Source organism: Methylotenera mobilis JLW8, assembly GCF_000023705.1.
GTDB lineage: Bacteria > Pseudomonadota > Gammaproteobacteria > Burkholderiales > Methylophilaceae > Methylotenera > Methylotenera mobilis.
This window is the reverse complement of the sequence record NC_012968.1, coordinates 2,521,160-2,547,570: the sequence shown is the minus strand read 5'-3', so window position 1 is coordinate 2,547,570 and position 26,411 is coordinate 2,521,160. Positions and strand designations below refer to the sequence as shown.

28 protein-coding genes are annotated in these 26,411 nt (G+C 45.2%); 22 read left to right on the top strand and 6 right to left on the bottom strand.

From position 1 onward, the window contains the following. Window positions 1–127: 127 nt before the first annotated feature. The 5 genes from rpmH (at window position 128) to mnmE (ending at window position 4,051) form a co-directional block, all read left to right on the top strand. Window positions 128–262 carry a 50S ribosomal protein L34 gene (gene rpmH / locus MMOL_RS11870; RefSeq protein ID WP_015833284.1) on the top strand — a complete coding sequence of 45 codons (135 nt, stop codon included), beginning with the start codon at window positions 128–130 and terminating at the stop codon, window positions 260–262. A 64-nt stretch (window positions 263–326) separates the two neighbouring features. Next, window positions 327–737 (top strand): ribonuclease P protein component, encoded by a 411-nt coding sequence (gene rnpA / locus MMOL_RS11865; protein ID WP_015833283.1) that lies wholly within the window; start codon window positions 327–329, stop codon window positions 735–737. 48 nt (window positions 738–785) lie between these two features. Next, on the top strand, window positions 786–995 hold the full coding sequence (yidD, locus tag MMOL_RS11860; RefSeq protein ID WP_015833282.1) for a membrane protein insertion efficiency factor YidD: 210 nt from the start codon (window positions 786–788) through the stop codon (window positions 993–995). A 55-nt stretch (window positions 996–1,050) separates the two neighbouring features. After that, window positions 1,051–2,715, top strand: a complete 1,665-nt coding sequence (gene yidC, locus MMOL_RS11855; RefSeq protein ID WP_015833281.1) for a membrane protein insertase YidC — start codon at window positions 1,051–1,053, stop codon at window positions 2,713–2,715. Beyond that, complete coding sequence (gene mnmE / locus MMOL_RS11850) at window positions 2,702–4,051, top strand: tRNA uridine-5-carboxymethylaminomethyl(34) synthesis GTPase MnmE (RefSeq protein ID WP_015833280.1); 1,350 nt, start codon at window positions 2,702–2,704, stop codon at window positions 4,049–4,051. The genes yidC and mnmE overlap by 14 nt, the downstream gene beginning before the upstream one ends. Window positions 4,052–4,157: 106 nt before the next feature. Here the strand turns inward: mnmE and MMOL_RS11845 are convergent, their stop codons facing one another. Next, window positions 4,158–4,493 carry a YegP family protein gene (locus tag MMOL_RS11845; protein ID WP_015833279.1) on the bottom strand — a complete coding sequence of 112 codons (336 nt, stop codon included), beginning with the start codon at window positions 4,491–4,493 and terminating at the stop codon, window positions 4,158–4,160. A 390-nt stretch (window positions 4,494–4,883) separates the two neighbouring features. Continuing rightward, window positions 4,884–5,333, bottom strand: a complete 450-nt coding sequence (locus MMOL_RS11840) for a DUF1924 domain-containing protein (protein WP_015833278.1) — start codon at window positions 5,331–5,333, stop codon at window positions 4,884–4,886. Window positions 5,334–5,613: 280 nt separating this feature from the next. Here MMOL_RS11840 and mnmG point away from each other — a divergent pair, with 280 nt between their 5' ends. The 16 genes from mnmG to MMOL_RS11760 all read left to right on the top strand — a co-directional run bounded on the left by mnmG (window position 5,614) and on the right by MMOL_RS11760 (window position 21,528). Next, complete coding sequence (gene mnmG, locus MMOL_RS11835; protein WP_015833277.1) at window positions 5,614–7,533, top strand: tRNA uridine-5-carboxymethylaminomethyl(34) synthesis enzyme MnmG; 1,920 nt, start codon at window positions 5,614–5,616, stop codon at window positions 7,531–7,533. Next, entirely contained in the window at window positions 7,530–8,207 is a 678-nt protein-coding gene (rsmG, locus tag MMOL_RS11830; RefSeq protein ID WP_015833276.1) for a 16S rRNA (guanine(527)-N(7))-methyltransferase RsmG, read from the top strand. Before mnmG ends, rsmG begins: the two co-directional genes overlap by 4 nt. Before the next feature lie 76 nt (window positions 8,208–8,283). Further along, the gene (locus MMOL_RS11825; protein ID WP_041928593.1) at window positions 8,284–9,057 is read left to right on the top strand and encodes a ParA family protein; all 774 of its coding nucleotides are present in this window, start codon (window positions 8,284–8,286) and stop codon (window positions 9,055–9,057) included. A gap of 51 nt (window positions 9,058–9,108) precedes the next feature. Further along, window positions 9,109–9,969, top strand: coding sequence for a ParB/RepB/Spo0J family partition protein (locus tag MMOL_RS11820; RefSeq protein ID WP_015833274.1), 861 nt, complete (start codon window positions 9,109–9,111; stop codon window positions 9,967–9,969). Window positions 9,970–10,165: 196 nt separating this feature from the next. Beyond that, window positions 10,166–10,504 carry an ATP synthase subunit I gene (locus tag MMOL_RS11815; protein WP_015833273.1) on the top strand — a complete coding sequence of 113 codons (339 nt, stop codon included), beginning with the start codon at window positions 10,166–10,168 and terminating at the stop codon, window positions 10,502–10,504. A gap of 33 nt (window positions 10,505–10,537) precedes the next feature. Continuing rightward, entirely contained in the window at window positions 10,538–11,371 is an 834-nt protein-coding gene (gene atpB, locus MMOL_RS11810) for a F0F1 ATP synthase subunit A (RefSeq protein WP_015833272.1), read from the top strand. A 75-nt stretch (window positions 11,372–11,446) separates the two neighbouring features. After that, on the top strand, window positions 11,447–11,713 hold the full coding sequence (gene atpE / locus MMOL_RS11805; RefSeq protein ID WP_015833271.1) for a F0F1 ATP synthase subunit C: 267 nt from the start codon (window positions 11,447–11,449) through the stop codon (window positions 11,711–11,713). Window positions 11,714–11,790: 77 nt separating this feature from the next. Next, window positions 11,791–12,261 carry a F0F1 ATP synthase subunit B gene (locus MMOL_RS11800; RefSeq protein WP_015833270.1) on the top strand — a complete coding sequence of 157 codons (471 nt, stop codon included), beginning with the start codon at window positions 11,791–11,793 and terminating at the stop codon, window positions 12,259–12,261. Window positions 12,262–12,284: 23 nt separating this feature from the next. Then, window positions 12,285–12,821, top strand: coding sequence for a F0F1 ATP synthase subunit delta (locus tag MMOL_RS11795; protein WP_015833269.1), 537 nt, complete (start codon window positions 12,285–12,287; stop codon window positions 12,819–12,821). 49 nt (window positions 12,822–12,870) lie between these two features. Continuing rightward, entirely contained in the window at window positions 12,871–14,412 is a 1,542-nt protein-coding gene (atpA, locus tag MMOL_RS11790) for a F0F1 ATP synthase subunit alpha (protein ID WP_015833268.1), read from the top strand. Between the two features lie 38 nt (window positions 14,413–14,450). Beyond that, the gene (atpG, locus tag MMOL_RS11785; protein WP_015833267.1) at window positions 14,451–15,389 is read left to right on the top strand and encodes a F0F1 ATP synthase subunit gamma; all 939 of its coding nucleotides are present in this window, start codon (window positions 14,451–14,453) and stop codon (window positions 15,387–15,389) included. A 133-nt stretch (window positions 15,390–15,522) separates the two neighbouring features. After that, complete coding sequence (gene atpD, locus MMOL_RS11780; protein ID WP_015833266.1) at window positions 15,523–16,950, top strand: F0F1 ATP synthase subunit beta; 1,428 nt, start codon at window positions 15,523–15,525, stop codon at window positions 16,948–16,950. Window positions 16,951–16,991: 41 nt separating this feature from the next. After that, window positions 16,992–17,417, top strand: coding sequence for a F0F1 ATP synthase subunit epsilon (locus tag MMOL_RS11775; RefSeq protein ID WP_015833265.1), 426 nt, complete (start codon window positions 16,992–16,994; stop codon window positions 17,415–17,417). Window positions 17,418–17,522: 105 nt separating this feature from the next. Continuing rightward, window positions 17,523–18,893, top strand: coding sequence for a bifunctional UDP-N-acetylglucosamine diphosphorylase/glucosamine-1-phosphate N-acetyltransferase GlmU (gene glmU, locus MMOL_RS11770; protein WP_015833264.1), 1,371 nt, complete (start codon window positions 17,523–17,525; stop codon window positions 18,891–18,893). 134 nt (window positions 18,894–19,027) lie between these two features. Then, a complete protein-coding gene (gene glmS, locus MMOL_RS11765) occupies window positions 19,028–20,869 on the top strand; it encodes a glutamine--fructose-6-phosphate transaminase (isomerizing) (RefSeq protein ID WP_015833263.1) in 1,842 nt (613 codons plus the stop codon). Window positions 20,870–20,901: 32 nt separating this feature from the next. After that, complete coding sequence (locus tag MMOL_RS11760; protein ID WP_015833262.1) at window positions 20,902–21,528, top strand: adenylate/guanylate cyclase domain-containing protein; 627 nt, start codon at window positions 20,902–20,904, stop codon at window positions 21,526–21,528. A gap of 42 nt (window positions 21,529–21,570) precedes the next feature. Here the strand turns inward: MMOL_RS11760 and MMOL_RS11755 are convergent, their stop codons facing one another. Beyond that, entirely contained in the window at window positions 21,571–22,116 is a 546-nt protein-coding gene (locus tag MMOL_RS11755; protein ID WP_015833261.1) for a YaeQ family protein, read from the bottom strand. A gap of 130 nt (window positions 22,117–22,246) precedes the next feature. On the opposite strand from MMOL_RS11755, the gene ettA reads away from it, so the two are divergent. Continuing rightward, window positions 22,247–23,911, top strand: a complete 1,665-nt coding sequence (gene ettA, locus MMOL_RS11750) for an energy-dependent translational throttle protein EttA (protein WP_015833260.1) — start codon at window positions 22,247–22,249, stop codon at window positions 23,909–23,911. Between the two features lie 42 nt (window positions 23,912–23,953). Here the strand turns inward: ettA and MMOL_RS11745 are convergent, their stop codons facing one another. The 3 genes from MMOL_RS11745 to MMOL_RS11735 all read right to left on the bottom strand — a co-directional run bounded on the left by MMOL_RS11745 (window position 23,954) and on the right by MMOL_RS11735 (window position 26,402). Further along, window positions 23,954–24,757 (bottom strand): SDR family oxidoreductase, encoded by an 804-nt coding sequence (locus MMOL_RS11745; RefSeq protein ID WP_015833259.1) that lies wholly within the window; start codon window positions 24,755–24,757, stop codon window positions 23,954–23,956. Between the two features lie 188 nt (window positions 24,758–24,945). Beyond that, entirely contained in the window at window positions 24,946–25,593 is a 648-nt protein-coding gene (locus MMOL_RS11740) for a thiol:disulfide interchange protein DsbA/DsbL (protein WP_015833258.1), read from the bottom strand. A 188-nt stretch (window positions 25,594–25,781) separates the two neighbouring features. After that, the gene (locus tag MMOL_RS11735) at window positions 25,782–26,402 is read right to left on the bottom strand and encodes an SPOR domain-containing protein (RefSeq protein WP_015833257.1); all 621 of its coding nucleotides are present in this window, start codon (window positions 26,400–26,402) and stop codon (window positions 25,782–25,784) included. Window positions 26,403–26,411: the final 9 nt, after the last annotated feature.

Below are 26,411 nucleotides of genomic sequence, written 5' to 3'. Positions count from 1 at the left end.
TTATAAATTAAAACTGATAATAATTAAAAAGTTAGCTTGATTAATAAAACTAAATAAACGTTGACAAAACACTGTGTTATCGGGTTTAATAGCGCCCTTTGTAGCATTTTGCTCGTCGGAGATTCACATGAAACGTACATATCAACCTTCTAAAACACGTCGCGCACGTACACATGGCTTTTTAGTTCGCATGAAAACTAAAGGTGGCCGCGCTGTTATTGCTGCTCGTCGCGCTAAAGGTCGTTCACGCTTAGGTCTATAAGTTAGTAACGCCATAGGCGTTGCTTTCGCTGTATATTTTTTATTGCAGTAGAAACTTAAACATAGTGCACGCGCTTAGGTTTACAAAACAAGCTAAGCTTATTAAAACGGATGAATTTTCATCCGTTTTTAATTTCCGCAAGCGTATTTTTGCGCAATTCTTGGCGGTTCATTATCAACCTAATGCCTTAGCTCGCCCTCGTCTGGGTTTAGTTGTTGGGAAAAAGACAGCGAAATCGGCAGTACACAGAAACTACATGCGGCGTGTGTTGCGAGAGTTTTTTCGGCTGCATCAGCAAAGCATTAACCCGCTAGATCTAGTGGTGCGCGTGCAGAAAAAGTTTAATAAAAAAGATTTTTTAGCTGTGGTGCAAGAGTTTGACTCTTTGCTCAAAAAAGTTAATCAACGCACCTCTCTAAATTCACAACAAAACAACACCAATGCTTCACCATTAAAAGGTAATCAGCCTTTATAATGCATGTTTATTGCTGCACTGCAGGCATCATGGTTTGGCGGTAACGGTATGTCGCGTTTATTGATTTGGATGATTAAAGGATATCAATTCATTTTGAGTCCTTTTTTTGGGCAACAATGTCGTTTTTACCCTACTTGCTCACAATATGCAGTAGAGGCGATTCAAAGACACGGTGCTATGCGCGGTGGCTACTACATGGTTCATCGGTTATGCCGCTGTCACCCCTGGTGTGAGGGTGGGCATGATCCAGTACCTTAATATTCTCTTTTCGGTTGCATTACTAAATATTTATATAGATTGCTTATAAAACAATATGGATACAAGACGTTTAGTATTATTCGTAATTTTTTCAATGTCTATTCTGATGTTATGGGATGCATGGCAAACTAAACACGCCCCAGTACCGGTGGCACCTGTCGCCAGTGTAGGTTCTGTGCCCAGTACTGAAGCTGGTGCAGAGGTTGGTGCAGAGGTTGGTGCTGCAGCAATTGATGCGCCAGTAGATACAGCTTATGCCCTGAAGTCTGGCCAAAATATCGCGGTGACTACCGATTTATATAAGATTAACATCAACACCATGGGGGGTGATTTACGTAAACTTGAGCTACGTAAACACCGCGCTAATGACAACCTATCTAACTTCCTGTTGTTGGATGATGCTGCAAAGCCTATGCTTTATGTTGCACAAACGGGTTTAATTGGCCAAGATTTACCTACACACAACACCGTATTTAGCAGCACTGCACCTAGCTACCAAATGCAAGATGGCCAGGACAAGCTGGAAGTGCGCTTGAGTGCTGTGAGCAATGGCGTTGCTGTGGATAAGGTATATACCTTCCATCGTAATCGTTACGAAATAGACGTAAATTATGAAATTAAAAATAACACCAGTGTAGCGATTACCCCGGTTGTGTACTATCAAATCGTACATGACAGCGAGTCTAATCAAGGATCTGCCTTGATGCCTACTTTCACAGGCGGCACTTACTATACCGAAGCTGGTAAATTCAAAAAACTTGCGTTTAAAGATATGGCAAAAGAGCCGTTAAATATCACCACCAATGACGGTTGGGTGGGTATTTTGCAGCATTATTTTGTAAGTGCTTGGATTCCTAAAGACGGTTTGGCACGTAAATTTTATACTGAAAAGCTAAGCAGCAATATTTTCAGAATTGGTACTAAGAGTACATTAAGTACCATTCAGCCAGGCGCTACACTTACTGTGCCTGCCCGCCTCTACTCAGGGCCGCAAACCAAAAATGACTTGATTGCCGCAGCGCCAGGCTTGGAGTACAGCGTGGATTATGGCTGGTTAACCGTGATTGCATCACCATTGTTCTGGTTGCTATCAAAAATTCATTCTTTGGTGCAAAACTGGGGTGTAGCGATTATCTTGCTTACCATCTTGATTAAAGCCGCATTCTTTAAACTGTCTGCTTCAGGTTATCGCAGCATGGCACAAATGCGTGAACTGGCACCACGTTTGCAGTCCATGAAAGAAAAATTTGGCGATGACCGCCAAAAAATGCAGATGGCCATGATGGATCTATACAAAAAAGAGAAGATTAACCCGATGGGTGGCTGCTTCCCTATTTTGATCCAAGTGCCTGTATTTATTGCACTTTACTGGGTATTACTAGGCTCTATTGAGCTGCGCCACGCACCGTTCTTTGGCTGGATTCAAGATTTGTCAGCCATAGACCCATTCTATGTTTTGCCTATTCTTATGGGCGCAACCATGATTGTGCAAACCAAGCTTAACCCTAAGCCTACAGACCCTATGCAAGCTAAGGTGATGACTTGGATGCCAGTGGTATTTAGCGTGTTTTTCTTCTTCTTCCCAGCAGGCTTGGTGTTGTATTGGTTGGTCAATAACGTACTATCGATTGCACAGCAATGGTACGTTAACAAAATGATTCATGCAGAATCTGTTGCCAAAAAGCAAAGCCACGTAAAAAAATCAGGTGAACACCACTAATTCCGCAGATACCATAGCCGCCATCGCCACAGCAAGTGGCGCCGGTGGTATTGGTGTTGTCAGGGTATCTGGCCCTTTATCTCAAACGATTGCAGTTAGTGTACTTGGGCATTGCCCCAAGCCGCGCCATGCTGCTTATCTCGATTTTCTGCAAGCTGACGGTGATTTAATCGATCGCGGCATTGCTATTTTCTACCCCAACCCGCATTCATATACTGGTGAAGATGTCCTAGAGTTGCAGGGGCATGGCGGCACTGCCTTGATGCAAATCCTATTGGCCAGATGTATTGCACTAGGTGCGCGCCAAGCTGAACCTGGAGAATTTACACGACGCGCTTACCTCAATGATAAGATGGATCTGGCGCAGGCTGAAGCGGTAGCTGATGTCATTAACGCTGCCACGATAGAGGCGGCTAAAAGTGCGGTACGTTCATTGTCTGGCGAGTTCTCGCAGCGGATTAATACCCTACTTTCAAAATTAATTGATCTGCGCATGTATGTAGAGGCGTGTTTGGATTTTCCTGAAGAAGAAATCGACTTCATCACCCAGGGGCGTGTGGCAGATAAGTTGGATGCAATTATTGCTGAAATGCAGGCTGTGTTTGTAAAAGCAAAACAAGGCAGTTTGTTGCGTGAAGGTATTAATGTGGTGTTGGTGGGACAGCCCAATGTTGGTAAATCCAGTTTGATGAATCAGTTGGCTGGTGAAGAAGTGGCGATTGTGACTGCTATCGCAGGAACTACACGTGACACCATTAAGAACGCGATACAAATAAATGGGGTACCTTTGCACGTAATTGACACCGCGGGCTTGCGTGAAACCGACGATGAGGTGGAAAAATTCGGCATTGCACGAACTTGGCGAGCCACAGAAACGGCTCATATCGCATTATTATTGGTTGATGCAACTCATGGTATTACCGAGGTGGAAAAATCGATTTTAGCTAGGTTGCCGCAAAAAATCCCAAAAGTTTGGGTGCATAATAAGATAGATGTGACGCAAGAACCAGCTTTAATTACAGAGCAAGACCATGCAATACATATTTATATTTCTGCAAAAACTGGAGTTGGTGTCGATCTGCTGAAACATCACTTGTTGCAATTGGCGGGTTACCAAAATAATGCTGAGGGTGTGTTTATGGCGCGTGCTAGGCATTTATCTGCATTAACAGAGGTAGCTGCGCATTTGGATTTGGCGGCGAGTCAAATAAACTCGGCTGAGTTGGTGGCGGAAGAATTACGTTTAGCACAAGAAGCATTAAGTAGTATTACGGGAGAATTCACTCCAGATGATTTGCTTGGTGAGATTTTCTCTAAATTCTGTATAGGCAAGTAAGTTTGCTTCGCATGTTGAGGTAGCGATTAACTCTCTGTTGGTTGCTAAAATTATGGTTTTATGATGAAAAATAGCGCCTTAGTAGGCGCCATTTTTTTTGTAACCCTTATGCTGTTAGGTCTGTAATGGTGGCTTCAGGACCATTTTTCTTCACAGATTCAATACCGTTATCGCGTGAAGCTTCGCTTTCATACATTTGGCTTTGACCGATAACCTGATGGTTACCGGCTTTCAGTACAAAGTATGGCTTTTCTGTTTTTGATACCAAGCGCTCATAACGTGCATCATCAGCCGCATTTTTTTGGATGGAAGCGATGCCATTTAATGCGCTGGCTTTAGTCTCGTACATTTCAGATTGCAAAATAATTTGGCCGTTACTTGCCAATAAATTAAAGTGAAACTGACCACTTTTTGCTGTTTTTAATTCAAATTTTCCAGCCATAAAATTCTCCTTAGTATTATTTGTCGGTCTAATGTTCGTTCTTGCACTTATTGCTATAGGTACTATAGGCGCGCAGATGCATACAAGTCAATACTGATGCATTAAGGTGTTGATGCCGAAGGGGGTGCTGTAGATTGTTTCACGTGAAACAATGCCGTGGTTGTTTTGCTTTGTCAGGGTTGTCGGGTTGATGGCACTGCTGCAGATGATTTTGTTGAATAGAGTTCTGTGTTGCGGGGTGTGTGCTAATTAGCTATGGGGGTGTTGGTTTAGCCAACAACATAGCGCCATGTACTGTTTATATTTACTGTGATTGTTAGGTTGAGCAAAGATGGATATAAAAAAAGCAGAACCTCTCGCGAGATTCTGCTTCAAATTAACAGAGGTTAATTATTTTTTAGCCGAAGGTGTTCTTTCAGTTAGTAGATAGATGATGTAGTTAGCTTTTTCAGCTGCTGTACAATCTGTACCGATAATTTCGTTGCAGTGTTCAGTGAATTTCTCTTCAACTTTTTCAATATCTTTAAAGCGTTTGTTGTTAACTGCAGGTGACAATGGCTCGATTGATTTGCCAGTTAATGCATGTTTACCTGGGTTAGCTGGGTTGGTTGTGTGACATGAAGCACAAGCCATCTCTTTGCCGTTAGGCATTTTGAACTTGCGGTTAAAGAACATCTTACCTTCTGTTACAGAGGTGACGAATTCTGGGTTAACCGTTTGTGCGATACCAGTGTATTTTTTTGTTAGTCCTTCGGCGTTGGTAATGTTTGCTTGCGCAGCATGGGCTGTAAGTGAAGCAAAACCTAGTAACGTGGCCAAAACAATATGGGTGTATTTCACGTGCGACTCCTTAGTAATAAACCAATAAACCAAATCTAGTTAAACAAAAGTATATTGATTGTGATTGTTATAATATGACTTAATTCTAAACCAATTATAGCTTGCATGATATCGATTAAAGCGAATTTTATTGCTAATTTGTGAATAAATTATGACAGCGCGGTAATTTTTGATTGTTTCACGTGAAACATTGATTATAAGTAGCGTTATGCATGACCTAAACTTGAGTTTAAGTTAAACTGCTACCTCTTGAGTAATAACGTTTTTTTGTGATTAAAATATGAATTTTCCTGATATTTTTGATGTGATTGTGGTGGGTGGTGGACATGCTGGCACTGAGGCAGCGCTTGCCAGCGCAAGAATGGGTCAAAAAACCTTATTGCTCACACATAATATTGAAACCTTGGGCCAAATGTCGTGCAATCCAAGTATTGGCGGTATTGGTAAGGGGCATTTAGTTAAAGAGATTGATGCATTGGGTGGCGCGATGGCTGCCGCCACCGATGAGGGTGGTATTCAGTTTCGTATCTTGAATTCAAGCAAGGGTCCTGCCGTACGTGCCACGCGTGCACAAGCAGACCGTGTGTTATATAAAGCGGCGATTCGACATCGTTTGGAAAACCAAGAAAACCTTTGGTTATTTCAGCAGGCGGTAGATGACATTATTTTGGAAGGTGATCGTGCCGCTGGTGTGGTGACGCAGATTGGCCTGCGTTTTGCAGCGAAAGCTGTCGTGTTAACCGCCGGTACGTTTTTAGGTGGTTTGGTGCATGTGGGTTTGCAAAACTATCAAGCTGGACGCGCTGGTGACCCACCATCTGTTTCGCTAGCAGCACGTTTACGTGAAATCGGCTTGCCAGCAGGCCGCTTAAAAACCGGCACCCCACCACGTATTGATGGGCGCACAATTGATTACTCAGTAATGACGATACAGCCGGGTGATAATCCTGTGCCGGTGTTTTCATTTTTGGGTAATGCAGCACAACACCCTGCGCAATTGCCGTGTTGGATTACGCATACCAATGAGCGTACACACGATATTATTCGCAGCGGACTAGATCGTTCGCCTATGTACACAGGTGTGATTGAGGGCGTTGGCCCGCGCTACTGCCCTAGCGTGGAGGATAAAATCCACCGTTTTGCGGATAAAGAGTCACATCAAATCTTCTTGGAACCTGAAGGTTTGGCAACCAATGAAATTTACCCAAATGGTATTTCTACCAGTTTGCCTTTTGATATCCAATTGGCTTTGGTGCGTTCAGTACGTGGTCTGGAAAACGCACATATTCTGCGTCCAGGTTATGCGATTGAATATGATTATTACGATCCACGCGGTTTGAAATCAAGCTTGGAAACAAAAGCAGTGCAAGGCTTGTTTTTTGCCGGCCAGATTAATGGCACTACTGGCTATGAAGAGGCGGCCGCGCAAGGCTTGCTTGCCGGCGCTAACGCAGCATTGTATGCGCAAGGTAAAGAGGCATGGTGCCCTGCGCGTGATGAGGCCTATTTGGGTGTGCTGGTAGATGATCTGATTACACGCGGAGTGAGTGAGCCCTATCGCATGTTTACTAGTCGTGCCGAGTATAGGTTGCAGTTGCGAGAAGATAACGCAGATATGCGCTTGACTGAGATCGGCCGTAAGCTGGGTTTGGTAGATGATGCACGCTGGGAAGCATTTAGCCGCAAAAAAGAAGCGATTGAGCGCGAACAGGAGCGTTTGAAAAAAACCTTTGTACAGCCGGCCAACTTAAGTGCAGAGCAAATGCAGGCTGTATTTGGCAAGCCGCTTGAGCATGAATATAGCTTGTTTGAGCTATTGCGCCGCCCCGCGGTGAGCTATGAAGCTGTGCTTAGTTTAGATGCTTCTGGTTTAGGTGAGTTGGAGCCTGCAGTGCGTGAGCAGGTGGAAATTTCTGCTAAATATCAGGGTTATATTGATCGCCAGGTGGAAGAAGTGGCGCGTAGTCGTGGGCAGGAAAATACCATATTGCCCAAGGATTTGGACTATAGGGAAATTCATGGTTTACCAATAGAGGCACAGCAAAAATTAAATGCGCATAAGCCAGAGACTATAGGTCAAGCCAGCCGTATTTCTGGCATTACGCCAGCGGCGATTTCCTTATTGCTGGTTTATTTAAAACGTAAATCACGTGCGAAGAGTTTAACTAACAGCAATGCAGATATGGGAAATGTAGCATGACGGGCAATATGCCAAAGAATTTTAAGTCGGATGATCGTGCACAGTTGCAGGCTAAGTTAGAAAATGGCCTGCAGGAAATGGGAATTACCCTGCTACCGGAACAAACGCAAAAGCTGTTGGACTACGTGGCATTGATCTATAAGTGGAATCAGGTGCACAACCTCACTGCAGTGCGCGAACCTATGGAAATGGTAACGTTGCACATCTTGGATAGCCTGTCTGTACTCGCGCACATCGAATGTAAACGCTTACTAGATGTTGGAGCAGGTGCGGGTTTGCCGAGTATACCGCTGGCGATTTGCCTACCAGAGTTACAAGTAACATCTATTGATGCGGTGCAAAAAAAAGTGAGCTTCATGCGTCAGGTGAAGGCGGAGTTGGGCTTAGCAAACTTCAGCGTGATTCATGGGCGCATTGAAGAGCAAACTGTGCCTAGCAAAGAGATGCCTGAAAAATTTGATGTCATCATCTCGCGTGCGTTTTCGGAAATTGCGTTGTTTATCAAACTGACCAAGCATTTGTTGGTGGAAGATGGCGCTTGGCTGGCGATGAAGGGTGTTGTGCCTGAGCATGAATTTAAGAAGAGCAGCGTGCAGCCTACGGAGATTCGCCCGCTGAGGGTGGCTGGGTTGGATGCGGAGCGTCATTTAGTCGTGTTAAAGCAAGCGTCATAGTATATAAGTTAACTGAGCAGTTTTGAGTGCCTGATTAGGCATGCGTGTAATCATAAAAAATGCAAAGAAAAATATAATGAAAATATTGGCAATCACAAATCAAAAAGGTGGGGTAGGTAAAACTACAACTTGCGTCAATCTGGCGGCAAGTCTGGCTAGCTTGGGTAAGCGTGTATTGTTAATAGATTTAGATCCGCAAGGTAATGCAAGTACCGGTAGCGGTATAGATAAGGCGCATCTTAAATTAAGCATCTACCATGTGTTGATCGGTGAGAAAACCTTAAAAGAAGTTGTAGTGAGTAGTGAAAAAGGCGGATTTGATATTGCGCCATCCAATCGAGAGTTAGCTGGTGCCGAAGTAGAGTTGGTGAATGAGTTGGCGCGTGAGACGCGCTTGAAAACAGCGATTGGTAAGTTGAGTGATGATTACGATGTGGTGTTGCTTGATTGCCCCCCTGCCCTCAATCTGGTGACGGTGAATGCGCTCACTGCCGCCAATGCGGTGATGATTCCTATGCAGTGTGAGTATTACGCGCTAGAGGGTTTGTCAGATTTGGTGAATACCATTAAAAAAGTGCGCGCGCATTTAAACCCTACTTTAGAGATTGAGGGTTTGCTGCGCACACTGTTTGATAACCGCAATATGTTGGCACAGCAGGTTTCTGCACAGTTGATTAGCCACTTTGGCGATAAGGTTTACAAGACCGTGATCCCGCGCAATATTCGTTTAGCCGAGGCGCCCAGTTATGGTGTGCCGGTGTTGAGCTACGATAAAAGCTCCAAAGGCGCGGTGGCCTATATGGAACTCGCACAAGAAATTACCAATAGAGAAATTACTAATAGAGTCTGACAGCAGGCTGTACGGTCTACCCAAAAAATATAAGTTTAAAGAGAAGCAAATATGGTTAAGTTAAAAGGTTTAGGGCGTGGCCTTGATGCCCTGCTCGCTGGGGATATGGGGAGTGTTGGCGAGGCAGACTCGCTGATGATGCTAAAAGTTGAGCAGTTGCGTCCTGGTAAATATCAGCCAAGAAGTTATATGGATGAAACAGCGCTGCAAACTTTGGCTGACTCAATTAAAGCACAAGGCATTATGCAGCCTATTCTAGTTCGTCAATTGACGGATGAGCAATATGAGATTGTTGCTGGTGAGCGTCGTTGGCGCGCAAGTCAGCGTGCAGGTTTGCTTGAGGTGCCGGTATTAGTGCGCGAAATAGCAGACGAATCAGCGTTGGCGATGGCGTTGATTGAGAATATCCAGCGCGAAAATCTTAACCCACTAGAAGAAGCGCAAGGCATTAAGCGTTTAATCGATGAGTTTGCCATGACGCATGAGAAAGCCGCTGATGCGGTAGGACGCTCACGCGTAGCAGTGTCAAACCTACTCCGCCTACTTACCTTGACCGGTGCGGTGCAGGAAATGCTGATGCACGGTAAGTTGGATATGGGACATGCACGTGCATTAGTTGGTTTGGATGGTGCGCAACAAGTAATGCTGGCTGAACAGATTGTGCAGCAGCGTTTGTCGGTACGTGAGGCGGAAGCGCTGGTGAAAAAAGTTGCCGAGCAGCCGGCTGCGGCTAAAAAAGTACCGCCAACGGTGAAAGAAGATGCTGATGTCATCAGGCTGCAGGAAACTTTAAGTGACAGGTTGGGGGCAAGTGTGAGTATTAAGGCCAGTGCAAATGGTGCTGGTGTGTTGAAAATTAACTACACAAATTTAGATCAGTTAGACGATATTATCAGCAGAATTGCGCGCTAAGTGTTTCATTTTCTTACAACTTAGCTATTGACTAAAAACCGCTAATAATTCAAAATCGCGGTCTTTGCTACATCAAGGTCTTGGTGTTGTGGAAATGGATACATAAAGCCTGGCATGATCAGGCGTTATACAAGCTTTTAAATTAACTGGATTTAAGTCATTGTTAGCATTAAATACATCAGATGTTTTTAGTAAAATGCTTAAAATTCAGCTAGTTGCTACGCTTGCTGTTGCTTTGGTGATGTATTTTGCTTCAGGTGCACACGCAGCGCTGTCAGCGGTCTTCGGCGGTTTAAGTGTGGTAGTTGGAGCTTACTTGGCAAGTTTAGTTGCCAAGCGCGGTGCAAATAAAACGGATGCTTCAGCAATCTTGATTAATTTGCTCAAAGCAGAAGCCGTTAAGATTTTAATGATAATTGTGATTTTGGTTATCGTATTTAGTTTTTATAAACAATTGGTGCCTTTTGCACTGATTGCTGGTTTGGCGGCTGCCGCACTATTCTCTGGTGCAGCCCTCAGTAAGTTAAACGTGTAATTTAAACAACGTCAGTTAGAAAAATATTAGATTATGGCTACAGAACACGCAGATAACGCACAACACGCACTCACTCCTTCAGCTTATATCGAGCATCACTTAAGTTTCAATGCGCATCCGCTAAACGAAGGCGCTGGTTTCTGGACATTACACGTAGATACGTTTGTGATGTCAGTAGCCTTAGGTTTGATTGTGATGGGTTTGATCTGGCTGGTAGCACGCAAAGCCACTGCTGGTGTGCCTAGCAAAGGTCAAGCCTTCGTTGAGTTGGTGTTTGCTTTTATTGATGACCAAGTGAAAAACATTTTCCACGGCAACCGTCATAGCTTTATCGCACCAACTGCATTAACCGTGTTTTTATGGGTATTCGCCATGAACTCCATGGACTTTTTACCAGTTGACTGGGTTGCCGGTATTGTTTCATTCTTTGGCGGCGAGCATGCAAAGTGGCGTGCGGTACCTACTTCAGATATCAACACCACCTTCGCTCTAGCGCTATCTGTATGGATTTTAATGATTTTCTTCGCAATCAAGGTTAAAGGCTTGGGCGGTTGGATTCATGAGTTGTTCTGTGCACCATTCGGTACCAAAGTATGGGTATGGCCTGCTAACTTCATGTTCAATTTGATTGAATACGTATCAAAACCACTTTCACATTCATTGCGTCTATTCGGCAATATGTACGCTGGTGAGGTTATCTTCTTGTTGCTAGGTATGTGGGCTGCTACAGGCTTAACTGGCACGATTGCAGGTGCAATTTTAGGTGCTGGTTGGTCTATCTTCCACATTCTGATTGTTGCGTTACAAGCGTTTATTTTCATGATGTTAACGGTTGTTTACCTAGCCATGGCGCATGAAGGTCACTAGTAAGGTTTTGTTTCAATTTAAGTAGTTTTATTTTTTGTAGTTAGTTGTAAGTTTAATTTTAGAGAGGGTAATAACATGGATGCATTAGCATTGATTCAAGCCTACACAGGCGTTGGTATTGGTTTAATTATTGGTTTGGGCGCTGCTGGTGCTTGTATCGGTATCGGTATTATGTGTGCAAGTTTCTTGGAAGGCGCTGCTCGTCAACCAGAAATGATCCCAGCTTTGCAAGGTAAAGTATTCTTGCTATTAGGTTTGATTGACGCTTCATTCATTATCGGTGTTGGTCTTGCAATGATGTTTGCATTTGCTAACCCATTATTAAGCGTAGTTGCTCAGTAATTAGCAAAATTAAGCTAACTAGTCATTAACCTCTGTTTAATGACTAGTGCTTTTATGATTAACAAAATGGATCAAAAATGAACATTAACTTTACACTTATCGCACAAGCTATCGCATTTGCTGTGTTGATTTGGTTCACAGTGAAATTCGTTTGGCCGCCGCTTTTAAAAGCGATTGAAACGCGCCAAAAAGAAATTGCTGATGGTTTGGCAGCAGCGCAAGAAGGCCGCAGTGCTTTAGAAGTTGCGGCTAAAAAGTCAGAAGTGACATTGGCTGAAGCAAAACAAAAAGCGAGCGAGATTATTGCGCAAGCTGAAAAACGCGGTTCACAAATCGTTGAAGAAGCTAAAGGCAATGCTAAGGTTGAAGGCGACCGTATTTTGGCTGGTGCTAAAGCTGAAATCGATCAAGAAGTAAACCGTGCTAAAGAAGGTTTGCGTGCACAAGTGTCAGCATTGGCAATCGCCGGCGCTGAAAAGATTTTGCGTAAAGAAATCGACGCAAATGCGCATAGCGAAATGTTGTCTAAACTAGCTGCAGAACTATAAGGCTAAGGGATAAAGGAAATCACATGGCTGAAATATCAACCATCGCAAGACCTTATGCAGTAGCGGCTTATAAACTAGGTCGTGAGCAAAAGGCACTTGGCAAATGGTCTGAGATGTTGGGTTTTGCCGCTGCCGTTACCAATGACGCGCAAATTAAAGCCTATATTCAAGACCCTAAAGTTGTGAGCAGTGATTTGCAAGCAACTTTCTTGAAAGTGTGTGGCGATCAACTTAATGAAAACGGACAAAATCTTGTCAAAGTTTTGGTTGAGTATGGTCGTTTATCCATTTTGCCAGAAATTTCAAGCGCATTTGAAGCGTTAAAAGCACAGGATGAAGGTACTTTAGATGCTGAAATTATTGCAGCAGCTAAACCAAGTGCGGCTGAGGTTAAAGACCTGGTAAAACGCTTAGAAGCTAAGTTTGGTAAAAAGATAGAGGCTAGTGTTTCTGTTGACCCAGAACTCATTGGTGGCATCAAAATTGTTGTTGGCGATACCGTGATCGACGCATCCGTCAAAGGTCAGTTACAAAATTTAGCCTATACGCTTACGGCATAAGACGCAGGCAATGGCCTAACTTTAGGCAAAGAAACTATTAGGAGTTTACATGCAGTTATCTACATCAGAAATCAGTGAACTGATTAAAAGCAGATTAGAAAATTTTTCTACCTCAGCTGAAGCGCGTACACAAGGTACAGTAATTTCAGTAACAGACGGTATCGTACGTATTCACGGCCTATCAAACGTAATGGCCGGTGAGATGATCGAATTCCCAGGCAACACTTTTGGTTTGGCGCTGAACTTAGAGCGTGACTCTGTGGGTGCTGTGGTATTGGGTGATTACGAGCACATTACTGAAGGCGACACATGTAAATGTACTGGTCGCATTTTAGAAGTGCCAGTAGGTCCAGAATTAGTGGGTCGTGTTGTGAACGCATTGGGTCAGCCTATCGATGGTAAAGGTCCAGTGAATGCTAAATTGACCGACAAAATTGAAAAAGTTGCGCCAGGCGTTATTGCACGTAAATCAGTTTCACAACCAGTACAAACTGGTTTGAAATCAGTTGACTCTATGGTGCCAGTAGGCCGTGGTCAACGTGAGTTGATTATTGGTGACCGTCAAACAGGTAAAACTGCAGTTGCGGTGGATGCGATCATCAACCAAAAAGGTCAAAACATGACCTGTATCTACGTTGCGATCGGCCAAAAGGCTTCTACTATCGCTAACGTGGTGCGTAAATTGGAAGAAAACGGCGCGATGGAATACACCATCGTAGTTGCAGCTTCAGCATCTGACTCAGCTGCATTGCAATTCTTGGCACCATACGCTGGTTGTACTATGGGTGAATACTTCCGTGACCGCGGCCAAGATGCATTGATCGTATACGATGACTTGACTAAACAAGCGATCGCCTACCGTCAAATCTCATTGCTATTACGTCGCCCACCAGGCCGTGAAGCTTACCCAGGTGACGTGTTCTACATCCACTCACGTTTGTTAGAGCGTGCTGCTCGTGTAAACGAAGAGTATGTAGAGAAATTCACTAACGGCGAAGTTAAAGGCAAAACTGGTTCATTGACTGCATTGCCAGTGATTGAAACAGCAGCTGGTGACGTTTCTGCATTCGTTCCAACCAACGTTATTTCTATTACTGATGGTCAGATCTTCTTGGAAACTGACTTGTTCAACGCTGGTATCCGTCCTGCGATTAACGCTGGTATTTCAGTGTCTCGCGTAGGTGGTGCTGCGCAAACTAAAGTAATTAAGAAACTAGGCGGCGGTGTACGTTTAGCGTTAGCGCAATACCGTGAATTGGCTGCTTTCGCGCAGTTCGCTTCTGATTTGGATGAAGCAACCCGTAAACAACTAGACCGCGGTCGTATGTTTACTGAGTTGATGAAACAAGCACAATACGCACCATTGAGCGTTTCAAACATGGCAATTACCTTGTTTGCTGCGAACAAAGGTTACTTCGATGATGTTGCTACTAACAAAGTATTGGCATTCGAAGGCAAATTGCACGGCTTCATCGCTTCTAAATACAAAGCATTAGCTGATGCGATTGAATCAAGCAAAGACTTAAGCGGCGATAACGAAAAAGCACTTGAGGCAGCAATTCAAGACTTTAAAGCGACGACTGCTTACTAATATCTAACTATTAGGATAACTTACCTAGGGGTATTGGAATGGCTGGTAGTAAAGAAATTAGAACCAAGATCAAGAGTGTAGAAAATACACGCAAGATCACCAAGGCGATGGAGATGGTGGCTGCTTCTAAAATGCGTAAAGCGCAAGATAGAATGCGTGCATCACGTCCATACGCTGAGAAAATTCGTAATGTTGCAGCTCACCTTTCGCTAGCACACTCTGAATATAAGCACCCTTTCTTGTTAAAGCGTGACAATGTTAAGAATGTTGGCGTGATTGTGGTGAGCTCAGACAAAGGTCTGTGCGGTGGTTTAAATACTAACGTATTGCGTTTAACTGTAAACCAAATGAAATCTTGGGAAGCAGAAGGCAAGAAATTGTCTGTAAGCGCGATTGGCAATAAAGGTTTCACCTTTATGAACCGCGTTGGTGCTAATGTGAAGTCACACATCACTGGTTTAGGTGATGTGCCACATTTGGATAAACTCATCGGTACGATTAAGGTAATGCTTGACGCTTATACTGCTGGTGAAATTGACCAGTTGCATATTTGCTACACCAAGTTTATCAACACCATGAAGCAAGAGCCGGTGATGGAGCAATTGCTACCATTGACGGCTGAGCGTTTGGGTACACATCCAACTACAGAGAAATCTGAAGCGTTGAGTGCTAGTGCTGTTGTAAAGAGTGCGCTTGAAATCGGTGCGGCAAAAGGTCATTGGGATTACATCTACGAGCCTGAAGCTAAGCCAGTAATTGACCAGTTGATGGTACGTTACATTGAGTCATTGGTTTACAACGCAGTGTCTGAAAACATGGCATCAGAGCAATCATCACGTATGGTAGCGATGAAGTCAGCGTCAGATAATGCGAAAAACGTGATTGGTGAATTGAAACTGGTTTACAACAAAGCACGTCAAGCAGCGATTACCAAAGAGATCTCAGAGATCGTTGGTGGCGCGGCAGCGGTAGCGTAGCGAGATTGTCGATTGGCCGTTACTAACCTTGCCTAGCATGGTGACGTAGTGGCCAAAACGATAAGACGCAGCAAGCAAAGAATTTAATTAAAGAAATATCTGACTAACAGTACGTTTGAGTCGAGGAAAAAAGATGAGTACAGCAAATATTGGTAAAGTAGTGCAATGTATTGGCGCGGTGGTTGACGTTGAGTTCCCACGTGATCAAATGCCAAAAGTATTTGAAGCGTTGATTATTGATGATGCATCAAGCCAAGCGGAAGCTGGTTTGACATTGGAAGTGCAACAGCAATTAGGTGACGGCATTGTGCGTACGATTGCCATGGGCTCATCTGATGGTCTTGCACGTGGTACTGCGTTTAAATCAACTGGTGCACAAATTCAAGTGCCAGTAGGTACAGGTACTTTGGGTCGTATTATGGACGTATTGGGTCGCCCAATCGATGAGGCTGGTCCTATCGAATCAGACGAGCGCCGTTCTATTCACCAAAAAGCACCGACTTTTGAAGAATTATCTCCATCAGTTGACCTGTTAGAAACAGGTATCAAGGTGATTGACTTGGTTTGCCCATTCGCTAAGGGTGGTAAAGTGGGTCTGTTCGGTGGTGCTGGTGTGGGTAAAACCGTTAACATGTTGGAACTAATCAACAACATCGCTAAACAACACTCAGGTTTATCAGTGTTTGCAGGTGTGGGTGAGCGTACTCGTGAAGGTAACGACTTCTACCATGAAATGGCTGAAGCTGGTGTTATTAAACTAGACGACATGAAAGAATCAAAAGTAGCGATGGTATTCGGTCAAATGAACGAACCACCAGGCAACCGTTTACGCGTAGCTTTGTCAGGTTTGACTATGGCTGAGAAATTCCGTGACGAAGGCCGTGACGTGTTGTTCTTCGTTGACAACATCTACCGTTACACCTTGGCCGGTACTGAAGTATCTGCGTTGTTAGGCCGTATGCCTTCAGCTGTAGGTTACCAACCTACCCTAGCTGACGAAATGGGTCGTCTACAAGAGCGTATTACTTCAACTAAAACAGGTTCTATTACTTCTATCCAAGCGGTTTACGTACCAGCGGATGACTTGACTGACCCATCACCAGCAACAACATTCCAACATTTGGACTCAACCGTTGTGTTGTCACGTGACATTGCATCTTTAGGTATCTACCCAGCGGTAGACCCATTGGACTCAACATCACGTCAATTAGACCCATTAGTGGTTGGTGAAGAGCACTACCAAGTTGCACGTTCAGTTCAACAAACATTGCAACGTTACAAAGAATTGCGTGACATTATCGCGATTTTGGGTATGGACGAGTTGTCACCAGAAGACAAATTAGCTGTTGGCCGTGCACGTAAAATCCAACGTTTCTTGTCACAACCATTCCACGTTGCTGAAGTGTTTACAGGCGCGCCAGGTAAATACGTACCACTAAAAGAAACAATCAAAGGCTTTAAAGCGATTGTTGCTGGTGAATACGATCACTTACCAGAGCAAGCTTTCTACATGGTTGGCGGTATCGAAGAGGCTGTTGAGAAAGCTAAAACACTTAACTAAGTTTTACTTGGTTAATTAGTTAAACGCTTTAAGGAAAAATAATGGCAAATACTGTTCATATTGATGTAGTTAGTGCAGAGGCAAGTATATTCTCAGGTGAAGCTGAGTTTGTAGTTGCTCCTGCAAGTGCTGGTGAAGTAGGTATCTACCCTAACCACGCACCGATGATCACTACCATCAAGCCTGGCGCTTTGCGTATTAAGCAAGCGAGCGAAGCTGAAGAAACGTTAATCTTTATCTCAGGTGGCATGTTAGAAGTGCAACCTGGCGTGGTAACTGTATTGGCTGACACAGCAGTACGTGGCCATGACTTAGATGAAGCAAAAGCGATTGCTGCGAAAGAAGCGGCTGAAGAAGCGCTGAAAAACAGATCTTCAGATATTGACTATGCAACAGCACAGGCAGAATTGTCTGAAGCCGTGGCACAGATTCAAACTATCGAACGCTTACGCAAAAACACGCACTAGTTGCGGTGAAGATGGTGTAAAAGCAAAAAGGCAACCTCGGTTGCCTTTTTTGTTATACTTTGTGCATACAAATCTAGTGCGTATAGAAATAGACTTAAATAACACATGAACAAATTAAATATCGTGATACTGGCTGCGGGTAAAGGCACTCGCATGCATTCTGATTTACCTAAAGTCTTACATGTCGTTGGTGCAAAGCCGATCTTGGCACATGTGATTAATTGCGCCAAAGCATTGCAGCCTAATAAGATTATTGTTGTTTATGGTTTTGGTGGCGAGCGCGTGAAAGAAGCGTTTAGCGGCGAGGACATTACTTGGGTAAACCAGGCGGAGCAACATGGCACCGGGCATGCGGTGCAACAAGCTTTGCCCTACCTAGATGCAGATGCGGACACGCTGATTTTGTTAGGCGATGTGCCACTGGTGGATGTAAATGCCTGCAAACGTCTGATTGCACAGGCTGATAACAAGCTGGCGATTCTGTCGTTTAATAAGGCTGACCCTACCGGTTATGGACGTATCGTGCGTGATACCAATGGCAGGGTGCATGCGATTGTGGAGCATAAAGACGCCACAGCAGAGCAGCGTGCGATTGTTGAGGTAAATACCGGCATTATGGCCATGCCCAATGCTCATCTCAACAGCTGGCTATCCAGAATCACTAACAATAATGCACAGGGTGAATATTACTTAACCGATATTGTGGCATTGGCTGTAGCAGACAAAGTGAGTGTAGTGGCTGAAATCACCACTGATGAATGGTCTGTCACCGGTATTAATGCAAAAACAGATTTGGCGCAAATCGAACGTGTGCATCAAGCCAGAGTCGCACAAGCTCTACTGCAGCAAGGAGTTACCTTAAAAGACCCAGCACGTATTGAAGTGCGTGGTGAACTACAGTGTGGGCGTGATGTAGAGATAGACGTCAATTGCGTGTTTGAAGGCAAGGTGACGTTAGGCGACCGTGTGAAGATTGCTGCGAATTGTGTGATTAAAAATGCTGTGATTGCTGCAGGTACGCAAATTGCTGCGTTTACGCACATTGATGACACTACTGTGGGTGAAAATAGCAAGATTGGCCCGTTTGCACGCTTGCGTCCTGGTACTACCTTGGCTGCGGATACACATGTTGGTAACTTTGTTGAGCTGAAAAACGCACAGGTAGATGTAGGCAGCAAGATTAACCATCTAAGTTATGTGGGTGATAGCACAGTAGGCAAGGCAGTGAATATCGGTGCAGGTACCATTACTTGCAATTATGATGGTGCCAATAAATTTAGAACGGTGATTGAAGACGGTGCTTTTATTGGCTCAGATTCACAATTGGTGGCACCGATTACCATCGGTAAAAACGCCACAATTGCAGCTGGCTCAACGATTACCAGAGACGCACCAGCTGATGCCCTCACCTTTTGTCGTGCCAAAGAGCAAAAGACGATTACAGGTTGGAAGCGACCACAAAAGATTAAAAAGTAATTCCTTACAAATGATTTGAGTAGCAATCAGGCCAAGTAATGCATCAGCCCATGTAATCTGGGCATGGTAAATACGAACCAATCGGCTTTCTGCTGGTATAAGCAAATCGAGACAAAAATTAAGAGAGTAAAACTATGTGTGGCATTGTAGGTGCAGTAGCAAATAGAAACGTTGTTTCAACCTTAATCGAGGGCTTAAGCCGCCTAGAGTACAGGGGCTATGATTCAGCCGGTGTTGCTGTATTAAACGATACAGGGATTGCGCGTGTGCGCGCCGTGGGTCGTGTTTCTGCCATGACAGAAAAGGCAAATGAGTTGCAACTTAGTGGTTTGGTCGGTATTGGCCATACACGCTGGGCTACGCATGGCGGCGTGACTGAAAGCAATGCGCACCCACATATGTCACCTAGCCAATTGAATGGCGAAGTGGCCGTGGTACATAACGGCATTATTGAAAACCATGATGAGCAGCGTGCACGCTTAAAAAGCTTGGGTTATGTGTTTGAGTCGCAGACCGATACCGAAGTGATTGCACATTTAATTCATCACTACCATCAATCGCTGCCTTTACTGGCGGCAACACAAAAAGCAGTCGCTGAACTGACTGGTGCATTTGCGATCAGTGTCATTTCTAAAAAAGAACCAGAGCATATGGTGACGGCCCGCTTGGGTTGCCCACTACTAATCGGCCTAGGCGAAGGTGAGAACTTCATTGCTTCTGACGTTTCTGCGGTGCTTTCCGTCACCCGTAAGGTGATTTACTTAGAAGATGGCGATGTGGCAGATATTCGTCGTGAAGGTGTGACCATTTTGGGCCGTGATGGCGCCGAGGTTACACGTAAAATCCATATGAGTGACGTGTCACTGGCCAGCTTGGAATTGGGCCCTTACTCGCACTTCATGCAAAAAGAGATTCATGAACAGCCACGTGCATTAACCGACACCATAGAGGCATTGATTGATGATAATCACTTTTCACCGGCCCTGTTTGGTAAGAATGCCGCAGCTGTATTTGCGCAAGTGGATAGCATTTTAATCCTGGCCGCCGGTACCAGTTATTATGCGGCGCTTACCGCTAAATACTGGTTGGAAAGCATTGCCAAGTTACCCACCAACGTAGAAATTGCCAGCGAATACCGTTATCGCGAGTCTGTACCGAATCCACGCCAGCTAATTGTGACTATTTCTCAGTCTGGCGAAACATTAGATACCATGGAGGCGCTGAAGCATGCCAAGGCATTAGGTCAGCATTTAACTTTGGCCATTTGTAACGTGCAAGAGAGCGCCATTCCTCGTGCGTCAGAGTTGGTGTTCTACACACGCGCTGGTGCAGAAATCGGCGTGGCGTCTACCAAGGCGTTCACTACGCAATTAGTCGCTTTATTCACTTTAGCTGCCACACTGGCAAAACAACGCGGCTTGCTAGATGCAGAGGCTGAGCAAGCGCATTTAGGCGCACTGCGCCAATTGGCGGGTAGCGTGCAGCATGCGTTAAACCTAGAGCCGCAAATTCGTGAGTGGGCAAACTCATTTGCCAACAAACAGCATGCTTTATTCTTAGGGCGTGGCATTCATTACCCTATCGCACTGGAAGGCGCTTTGAAGCTTAAAGAGATTTCTTACATCCATGCCGAGGCTTACCCTGCGGGCGAGCTTAAACACGGCCCCTTGGCCCTTGTGGATAGCGCCATGCCAGTAGTAGTGATTGCTCCGAACGATGCTTTGCTAGAAAAAGTGAAGTCGAATATGCAGGAAGTCAAAGCACGCGGCGGCGAGCTGTTTGTATTTGCGGATGCAGATAGCCATTTTACTGAATCAGAAGGTGTACACGTGATTCGTACTCCGCGTCATGTGGGCGTGCTCTCGCCTATTTTGCATACCATCCCCGTGCAGATGCTGGCCTACCATGCAGCGCTATTAAAAGGCACTGATGTGGATAAGCCTAGGAATCTGGCGAAAAGCGTGACCGTAGAATAGGGATTGCTGTTGCATGTTTAGGATTGGACGCGATGAGCCACAACGCTAAAACTGCCATGCGGAACTCTGAAGGTCGCCTATATGACCTAATTGCACAGAGATTGTTGCCAGATACGAACAAGACTGAAATAGATCAGCGTATTTGGGATTTGTTTGGTGAAGAGTGGTGTGTGATGATGACGGACTTAGCGGGATTCTCTCGTCGAGTTGCAGAGTATGGCATCATTCATTTCTTGCAGACGATTTATGAATCTGAGCGCTTATTGTTACCTGTGATTGAGCAACATGAAGGTTTTTTACTTAAAACTGATGGCGACTCTTTTTTAGTGATTTTTCGTAAGCCGCAAAAAGCTTTGCAATGTGCAATGGTGATGCAGAAAGTGTTAGTTCCATACAATCAAGCTAAACTTGAGCAGGAAAGAGTTCATCTTTGCGTGGGGCTGGGCTTCGGTAAGATTTTACGTGTAGGAAATACTGAAGTGTTTGGCGCTGAAGTGAATGCTGCATGTAAGCTTGGTGAAGATGTCGCTAACCAAGGTGAAACACTAGTAACTGGCGCATTTCAGCAGGCTTGTGTAGATTTTGCAGGCGCCACCTATCAAAAACTTGAGCATGCGCCAGCTGGCGCAAATGCCGCCTACAAAGTCATTTTTTCTTAGCTAAGACTACTACAGCAATCTTTTTGCTTAGAAAATGCAAATTTAGTAAGTGCTTTTTTCTTTTAAAATCGTTGGGGTAATGTGTAATGTGCCATTGCTATGCCCCACCATGATTTGCCCATCTTGAATGGTGCAACTGACGTCGAAGCCACGTTCTGCAATGTTTGCTAACTCTTCAGTTTCTGGCAGGTTAATCACGGTTAAATTATTTAGCTTGAGTAAAGCTTTGCTGTTTTGCTCCCACCACATATCGGCAACTTTGCCACCATAGAGCACTACGGCTACTTGCTGCGCACGCCCTGCTGCCTTGCGGATTTCTTTTTCTGTGGGTAAACCTACACCTATCCACAGCTCGATAGCGCCGGTGAGGTCTTTTTGCCATAAATCTGGCTCATCCTCATCGCTGAGGCCTTTGCCAAAGGCCAGTGACTCTGAAGCAAATAGTGTAAATGCAATCACACGCACCATCATGCGTTCATCGGTTTCTGACGGGTGACGCGCCACGGTGAGGTTGTGCTGCCCATAATACTGCCTATCCATATCGGCAATGTTGAGGTCAATTTTGTAGATGGTAGATTTAAGCGCCATATGGGTTTTATGCTTTAAGTTTTATAAGTGGCCACATTATACCGTTATCTATTGATTCTACTGGTGTTGCCTAGTAAGTGCCCCCTACTTTCTGTTAAGCTTGCATCTTTAAAATTTGCAAAATAACATCATGGCTCAGTATGTAATGTCTATGCTCCGCGTGAGCAAAATCGTTCCTCCTAAAAAACAGATTATTAAAGATATTTCTTTGTCTTTTTTCCCTGGCGCTAAGATTGGCCTGCTTGGTTTAAACGGCTCAGGTAAATCTACCGTGCTGCGCATTATGGCGGGCGCTGATAAAGAGTTTGAGGGCGAGGTGCAGTGGCAGCCTAATATTTCAATTGGCTATTTGCCGCAGGAGCCAGAGCTAGATGCCGATAAGACCGTGCGTGAGGAGGTGGAAGCTGGCCTAGGCGAAGTGATGGAAGCCAAGCAAAAGCTGGAAGAGGTATATGCTGCTTATGCCGAGCCGGATGCAGACTTTGATAAATTGGCTGAACTGCAAGCCAAATACGAAAACATTATTTCTACCAGCGGTGCCGATGTAGAAACCCAACTGGAAATCGCAGCAGACGCACTGCGTTTACCGCCTTGGGATGCCAAGATTGGCCCACTATCTGGTGGTGAGAAACGCCGTGTAGCGCTGTGTAAATTATTGCTATCCAAACCGGACATGCTGCTTTTAGATGAGCCAACCAACCACTTGGATGCGGAGTCAGTGGAATGGTTAGAGCAGTTCTTGGTACGTTTTCCGGGCACAGTGGTGGCGGTTACGCATGATCGCTACTTCCTCGACAATGCTGCTGAATGGATTTTAGAGCTGGACCGTGGCGAAGGCATTCCTTGGAAAGGCAACTACTCTAGCTGGTTGGAGCAAAAAGAAGCACGCTTAGCGACTGAGCAGAAACAGGAAGATGCACACCGCAAAGCCATGAAGCAAGAGCTGGAGTGGGTACGCCAAGGTGCCAAGGCACGCCAATCTAAATCTAAAGCGCGTTTGAGCCGCTACGAGGAAATGAGCTCGGTTGAGTACCAAAAACGTAACGAGACACAAGAGATCTTTATTCCACCTGGTGAGCGTCTAGGCAATCAGGTTATTGAGTTTAACGGCGTATCTAAAGGCTTTGGTGACCGCTTACTGATTGATAACCTGTCTTTCAGCATTCCACCGGGTGCTATCGTCGGCGTGATTGGCCCGAACGGTGCCGGTAAGTCTACACTGTTCCGTATGCTGCAAGGCATGGAACAGCCTGACAGCGGCGAAATTCTAGTGGGCCCTACCGTGAAAATGGCGGCTGTAGATCAATCGCGTGCTGGTCTGCCGGATGACAAGAGTGTGTTCGAGGCTGTGTCAGGCGGTGCTGATATTATTTCTGTAGGCAAGTTTGAAATGCCTAGTCGCGCCTACATCGGCCGCTTCAACTTTAAAGGTGGTGACCAAAACAAGATCGTTGGCCAACTTTCTGGCGGTGAGCGTGGGCGTTTACATTTGGCCAAAACCTTGATTGCCGGCGCTAACGTGCTGCTACTGGATGAACCGTCAAATGACCTAGATGTGGAAACCTTGCGCGCACTGGAAGATGCCTTACTTGAGTTCCCTGGCTGCGTGCTGGTGACCTCGCATGACCGCTGGTTCCTAGACCGTATTGCCACGCATATTCTAGCGGCGGAAGGTGAATCACAATGGACGTTCTTTAACGGCAACTACCAAGAGTATGAAGCCGATAAGAAGAAACGTTTGGGTGAAGAAGGCGCTAAACCTAAGCGTATCCGTTATAAGCCGATTGCGCGATAACAGTTAATCAGATGAGCAGTGACGGATACACCGTCACTGCAATTACTCGACATTAATACGTGGTTTATGGGGGGCATTCTTTGCCAGATAATCCCATAAGACTGGCGGAATGAACCGCATCAGTCGCGCTACCCAGCCCATTTGCCATGGAATGACCACAAAGCGTCTTTTGCGCTCAATGGCGCTCACAAACTTATGTGCAGCGATATCGACATCCATTAAAAATGGCATTTTATAAGTGTTGATATTGGTCATGGGCGTACGAATATAGCCGGGGGCGATGGTTGTAACGGCAATATTGTGATGCAGCATTTCTACGCGTAGGCTTTCCAGGTAAGCGATAGCGGCGGCTTTGGATGCACTATAGGCCCCAGCGCCCGGCAGGCCGCGGACGCCCGCTACGCTGGCGATGCCGACTAGTTGCGCATTATGGCCGCTGGCTGCGGCTGCGTGCATGGCGTGAATAAATGGTTGAAAGGTATTCACGAGGCCCATCACATTAATATCCATTACCGCTTGAAATGCATCGGTATCTGCGGCATTTTCGGTGAGGGTGCCACTGCTGACCCCGGCGCTGCCTATTACCACGTTAGGAGTGCCATGGTGCTGTATAAAATGTTGAGCGGCAGCCGTGAGCGCGTCACCGTCACGTACATCCAATGCATAAACCTCACATTTGACGCCATAGCTAGTTTCTAAAGTATGTTGCAACGCTTGTAAGTGCCCACTACGTCTTGCTGCTAATCCAATAGTCGTATCTTGGTGCGGATGGCGCTTAGCATATTCGTATGCTAGCGCCTCACCTATGCCACTGGATGCCCCTGTGATAAAGACTTTCATCGTCATCTTTCATTATTGTTGATAGTGGAGTGACAGGTCATCCAAAGATAAAACCCCGTTTTGCCATGATGCAGAAACGGGGTTTTAAGTTTAGGTCAACTTGACTAGATTCATTGATTAAAAAGTTTACCAATTAAAAAGCTTTTCATACCAAGCGCTAATCCAGGCTTTAAACCAGTGGGGTGTCGCGCTGGTTACTTTTTTGCTGGAGTTGCTGCTCTAGCTTTGTCGGCACGGATGTTAGCAATGATATAGTCCGCAGTTTTTAGCGCAGCATCATTGTTACCAGCCATGGTGCTGGAAGTAATGAATTGGCCATTGATAATCAAGCTAGGCACGCCAGTTGCGCCTGAAGAACGGAAGATATTAGCGGCACGATTCAAGCTAGTGTTGGTAGCAAATGAGCCGAAAACTTCTTCCACTTTTCTTTTGTCTAGGCCGCTTTGTTGGGTAACCCAGGCAATTGCTGCTTTTTCATCGGTAGGGTTAAGTGTTTTTTTGGTGTGAATTGCTTCAAATAGCGGTGTGTGCAACTTCTCTAACACGCCTAGAGTTTCCATTGCGTAGTAAGTTTTTGCCATAGGCGCCCATGCTTGGTGCGGCAGGCCTGGTACGCGTTTAAATGTCACATCGGCAGGTAATTTTTTAATCCAAGCGTTGATTGGTGCTTCCATGCTGTGGCAATGACCACAGCCATACCAAAACAGCTCAATCACCTCAATTTTATTTGGGTTGTCGGTGTTGATGGTTTGAGCGGTGCGGTCAAAGTCTTTGCCCATTTGCGGCTCAGCCATTACGCTAAATGAGGCTAGCAACATTAAGGCGGTTAAAAATTTTTTCATTGATATTGTCCTTGTTAACGATTCTTTAAATTTGTACTTAAAAACTCAGCTACTAAACCATTTAGTTATTCGACCGATTAGCTGTTTAGCTATACAACCAACGCGTCAGCTAGAATTTGGCTGACAAGCACTGCTCTACTCAGCACCCTTAGCTGACCACGATTACTTTGCATTGACCTGTGCAACGGCTATTGGGTTTCATTGTTGATGGTAATTAAATCAGATTTAAAGCCATTGCTGGCTAAATCGGCTTTGGTTTTGTTAATCAGCTCCAGATTTTTGAGCGGACCCACGCGTACACGGTGCCACACGCCCTTGTTAGGAATAGTGGCGGTTTGTACTACCGCCTCAAAGCCTTGCAAAGCCAGCGTGGCTTTCATGTTATCTGCTTCGTCTTCAGTCTGAAAAGCGCCCACTTGTAAAAAGTAGGTGTTTTTTGCTGATGGTTCCGCAGCTTGCTCTTTGTTTTTCACTTCTTCAGTTGTAACTTGGCGCTCGCTGCCGGGCAGTATGGTGTAGAAGTCAAAACGCGTTTTGTCTTCAGCCGTTTCAGTCGGTTTGGCTTTTTCTTCAGTTGCAGCCTTCTCCTGTGCGGCTTCTTCTTTCGCCGTTTCCGCAATCTTCTCAGACACCGGTTTGGTTGGTGCGGCTAAATCGGCAAATGGGCTTTCTCCACCCTTAATCATCATCACTACTGCTAAAGACGCTGCAACGCCCAGTAAAAACCCGATCAATAAGCCGGTGACAAATGGATTGCCCTGGCTTTGCTTGGGCGCGCGGTCTGCTCTAGGTTTGTAATCCCTGCTCATAATGGTTCC

What these genes read in the sequence shown, in the direction of transcription:
- atpB (WP_015833272.1), top strand. Translation starts at nt 10,538, where the DNA reads ATGGCTACAGAACACGCAGATAACGCACAACACGCACTCACTCCTTCA.
- MMOL_RS11795 (WP_015833269.1), top strand. Translation starts at nt 12,285, where the DNA reads ATGGCTGAAATATCAACCATCGCAAGACCTTATGCAGTAGCGGCTTAT.
- mnmG (WP_015833277.1), top strand. Translation starts at nt 5,614, where the DNA reads ATGAATTTTCCTGATATTTTTGATGTGATTGTGGTGGGTGGTGGACAT.
- atpA (WP_015833268.1), top strand. Translation starts at nt 12,871, where the DNA reads ATGCAGTTATCTACATCAGAAATCAGTGAACTGATTAAAAGCAGATTA.
- glmU (WP_015833264.1), top strand. Translation starts at nt 17,523, where the DNA reads ATGAACAAATTAAATATCGTGATACTGGCTGCGGGTAAAGGCACTCGC.
- rpmH (WP_015833284.1), top strand. Translation starts at nt 128, where the DNA reads ATGAAACGTACATATCAACCTTCTAAAACACGTCGCGCACGTACACAT.
- MMOL_RS11845 (WP_015833279.1), bottom strand. Translation starts at nt 4,493, where the DNA reads ATGGCTGGAAAATTTGAATTAAAAACAGCAAAAAGTGGTCAGTTTCAC.
- MMOL_RS11775 (WP_015833265.1), top strand. Translation starts at nt 16,992, where the DNA reads ATGGCAAATACTGTTCATATTGATGTAGTTAGTGCAGAGGCAAGTATA.
- glmS (WP_015833263.1), top strand. Translation starts at nt 19,028, where the DNA reads ATGTGTGGCATTGTAGGTGCAGTAGCAAATAGAAACGTTGTTTCAACC.
- rsmG (WP_015833276.1), top strand. Translation starts at nt 7,530, where the DNA reads ATGACGGGCAATATGCCAAAGAATTTTAAGTCGGATGATCGTGCACAG.
- MMOL_RS11745 (WP_015833259.1), bottom strand. Translation starts at nt 24,757, where the DNA reads ATGACGATGAAAGTCTTTATCACAGGGGCATCCAGTGGCATAGGTGAG.
- atpD (WP_015833266.1), top strand. Translation starts at nt 15,523, where the DNA reads ATGAGTACAGCAAATATTGGTAAAGTAGTGCAATGTATTGGCGCGGTG.
- MMOL_RS11760 (WP_015833262.1), top strand. Translation starts at nt 20,902, where the DNA reads ATGAGCCACAACGCTAAAACTGCCATGCGGAACTCTGAAGGTCGCCTA.
- yidC (WP_015833281.1), top strand. Translation starts at nt 1,051, where the DNA reads ATGGATACAAGACGTTTAGTATTATTCGTAATTTTTTCAATGTCTATT.
- atpG (WP_015833267.1), top strand. Translation starts at nt 14,451, where the DNA reads ATGGCTGGTAGTAAAGAAATTAGAACCAAGATCAAGAGTGTAGAAAAT.
- MMOL_RS11755 (WP_015833261.1), bottom strand. Translation starts at nt 22,116, where the DNA reads ATGGCGCTTAAATCTACCATCTACAAAATTGACCTCAACATTGCCGAT.
- ettA (WP_015833260.1), top strand. Translation starts at nt 22,247, where the DNA reads ATGGCTCAGTATGTAATGTCTATGCTCCGCGTGAGCAAAATCGTTCCT.
- atpE (WP_015833271.1), top strand. Translation starts at nt 11,447, where the DNA reads ATGGATGCATTAGCATTGATTCAAGCCTACACAGGCGTTGGTATTGGT.
- yidD (WP_015833282.1), top strand. Translation starts at nt 786, where the DNA reads ATGTCGCGTTTATTGATTTGGATGATTAAAGGATATCAATTCATTTTG.
- MMOL_RS11825 (WP_041928593.1), top strand. Translation starts at nt 8,284, where the DNA reads ATGAAAATATTGGCAATCACAAATCAAAAAGGTGGGGTAGGTAAAACT.
- MMOL_RS11740 (WP_015833258.1), bottom strand. Translation starts at nt 25,593, where the DNA reads ATGAAAAAATTTTTAACCGCCTTAATGTTGCTAGCCTCATTTAGCGTA.
- MMOL_RS11815 (WP_015833273.1), top strand. Translation starts at nt 10,166, where the DNA reads ATGCTTAAAATTCAGCTAGTTGCTACGCTTGCTGTTGCTTTGGTGATG.
- MMOL_RS11820 (WP_015833274.1), top strand. Translation starts at nt 9,109, where the DNA reads ATGGTTAAGTTAAAAGGTTTAGGGCGTGGCCTTGATGCCCTGCTCGCT.
- MMOL_RS11735 (WP_015833257.1), bottom strand. Translation starts at nt 26,402, where the DNA reads ATGAGCAGGGATTACAAACCTAGAGCAGACCGCGCGCCCAAGCAAAGC.
- MMOL_RS11800 (WP_015833270.1), top strand. Translation starts at nt 11,791, where the DNA reads ATGAACATTAACTTTACACTTATCGCACAAGCTATCGCATTTGCTGTG.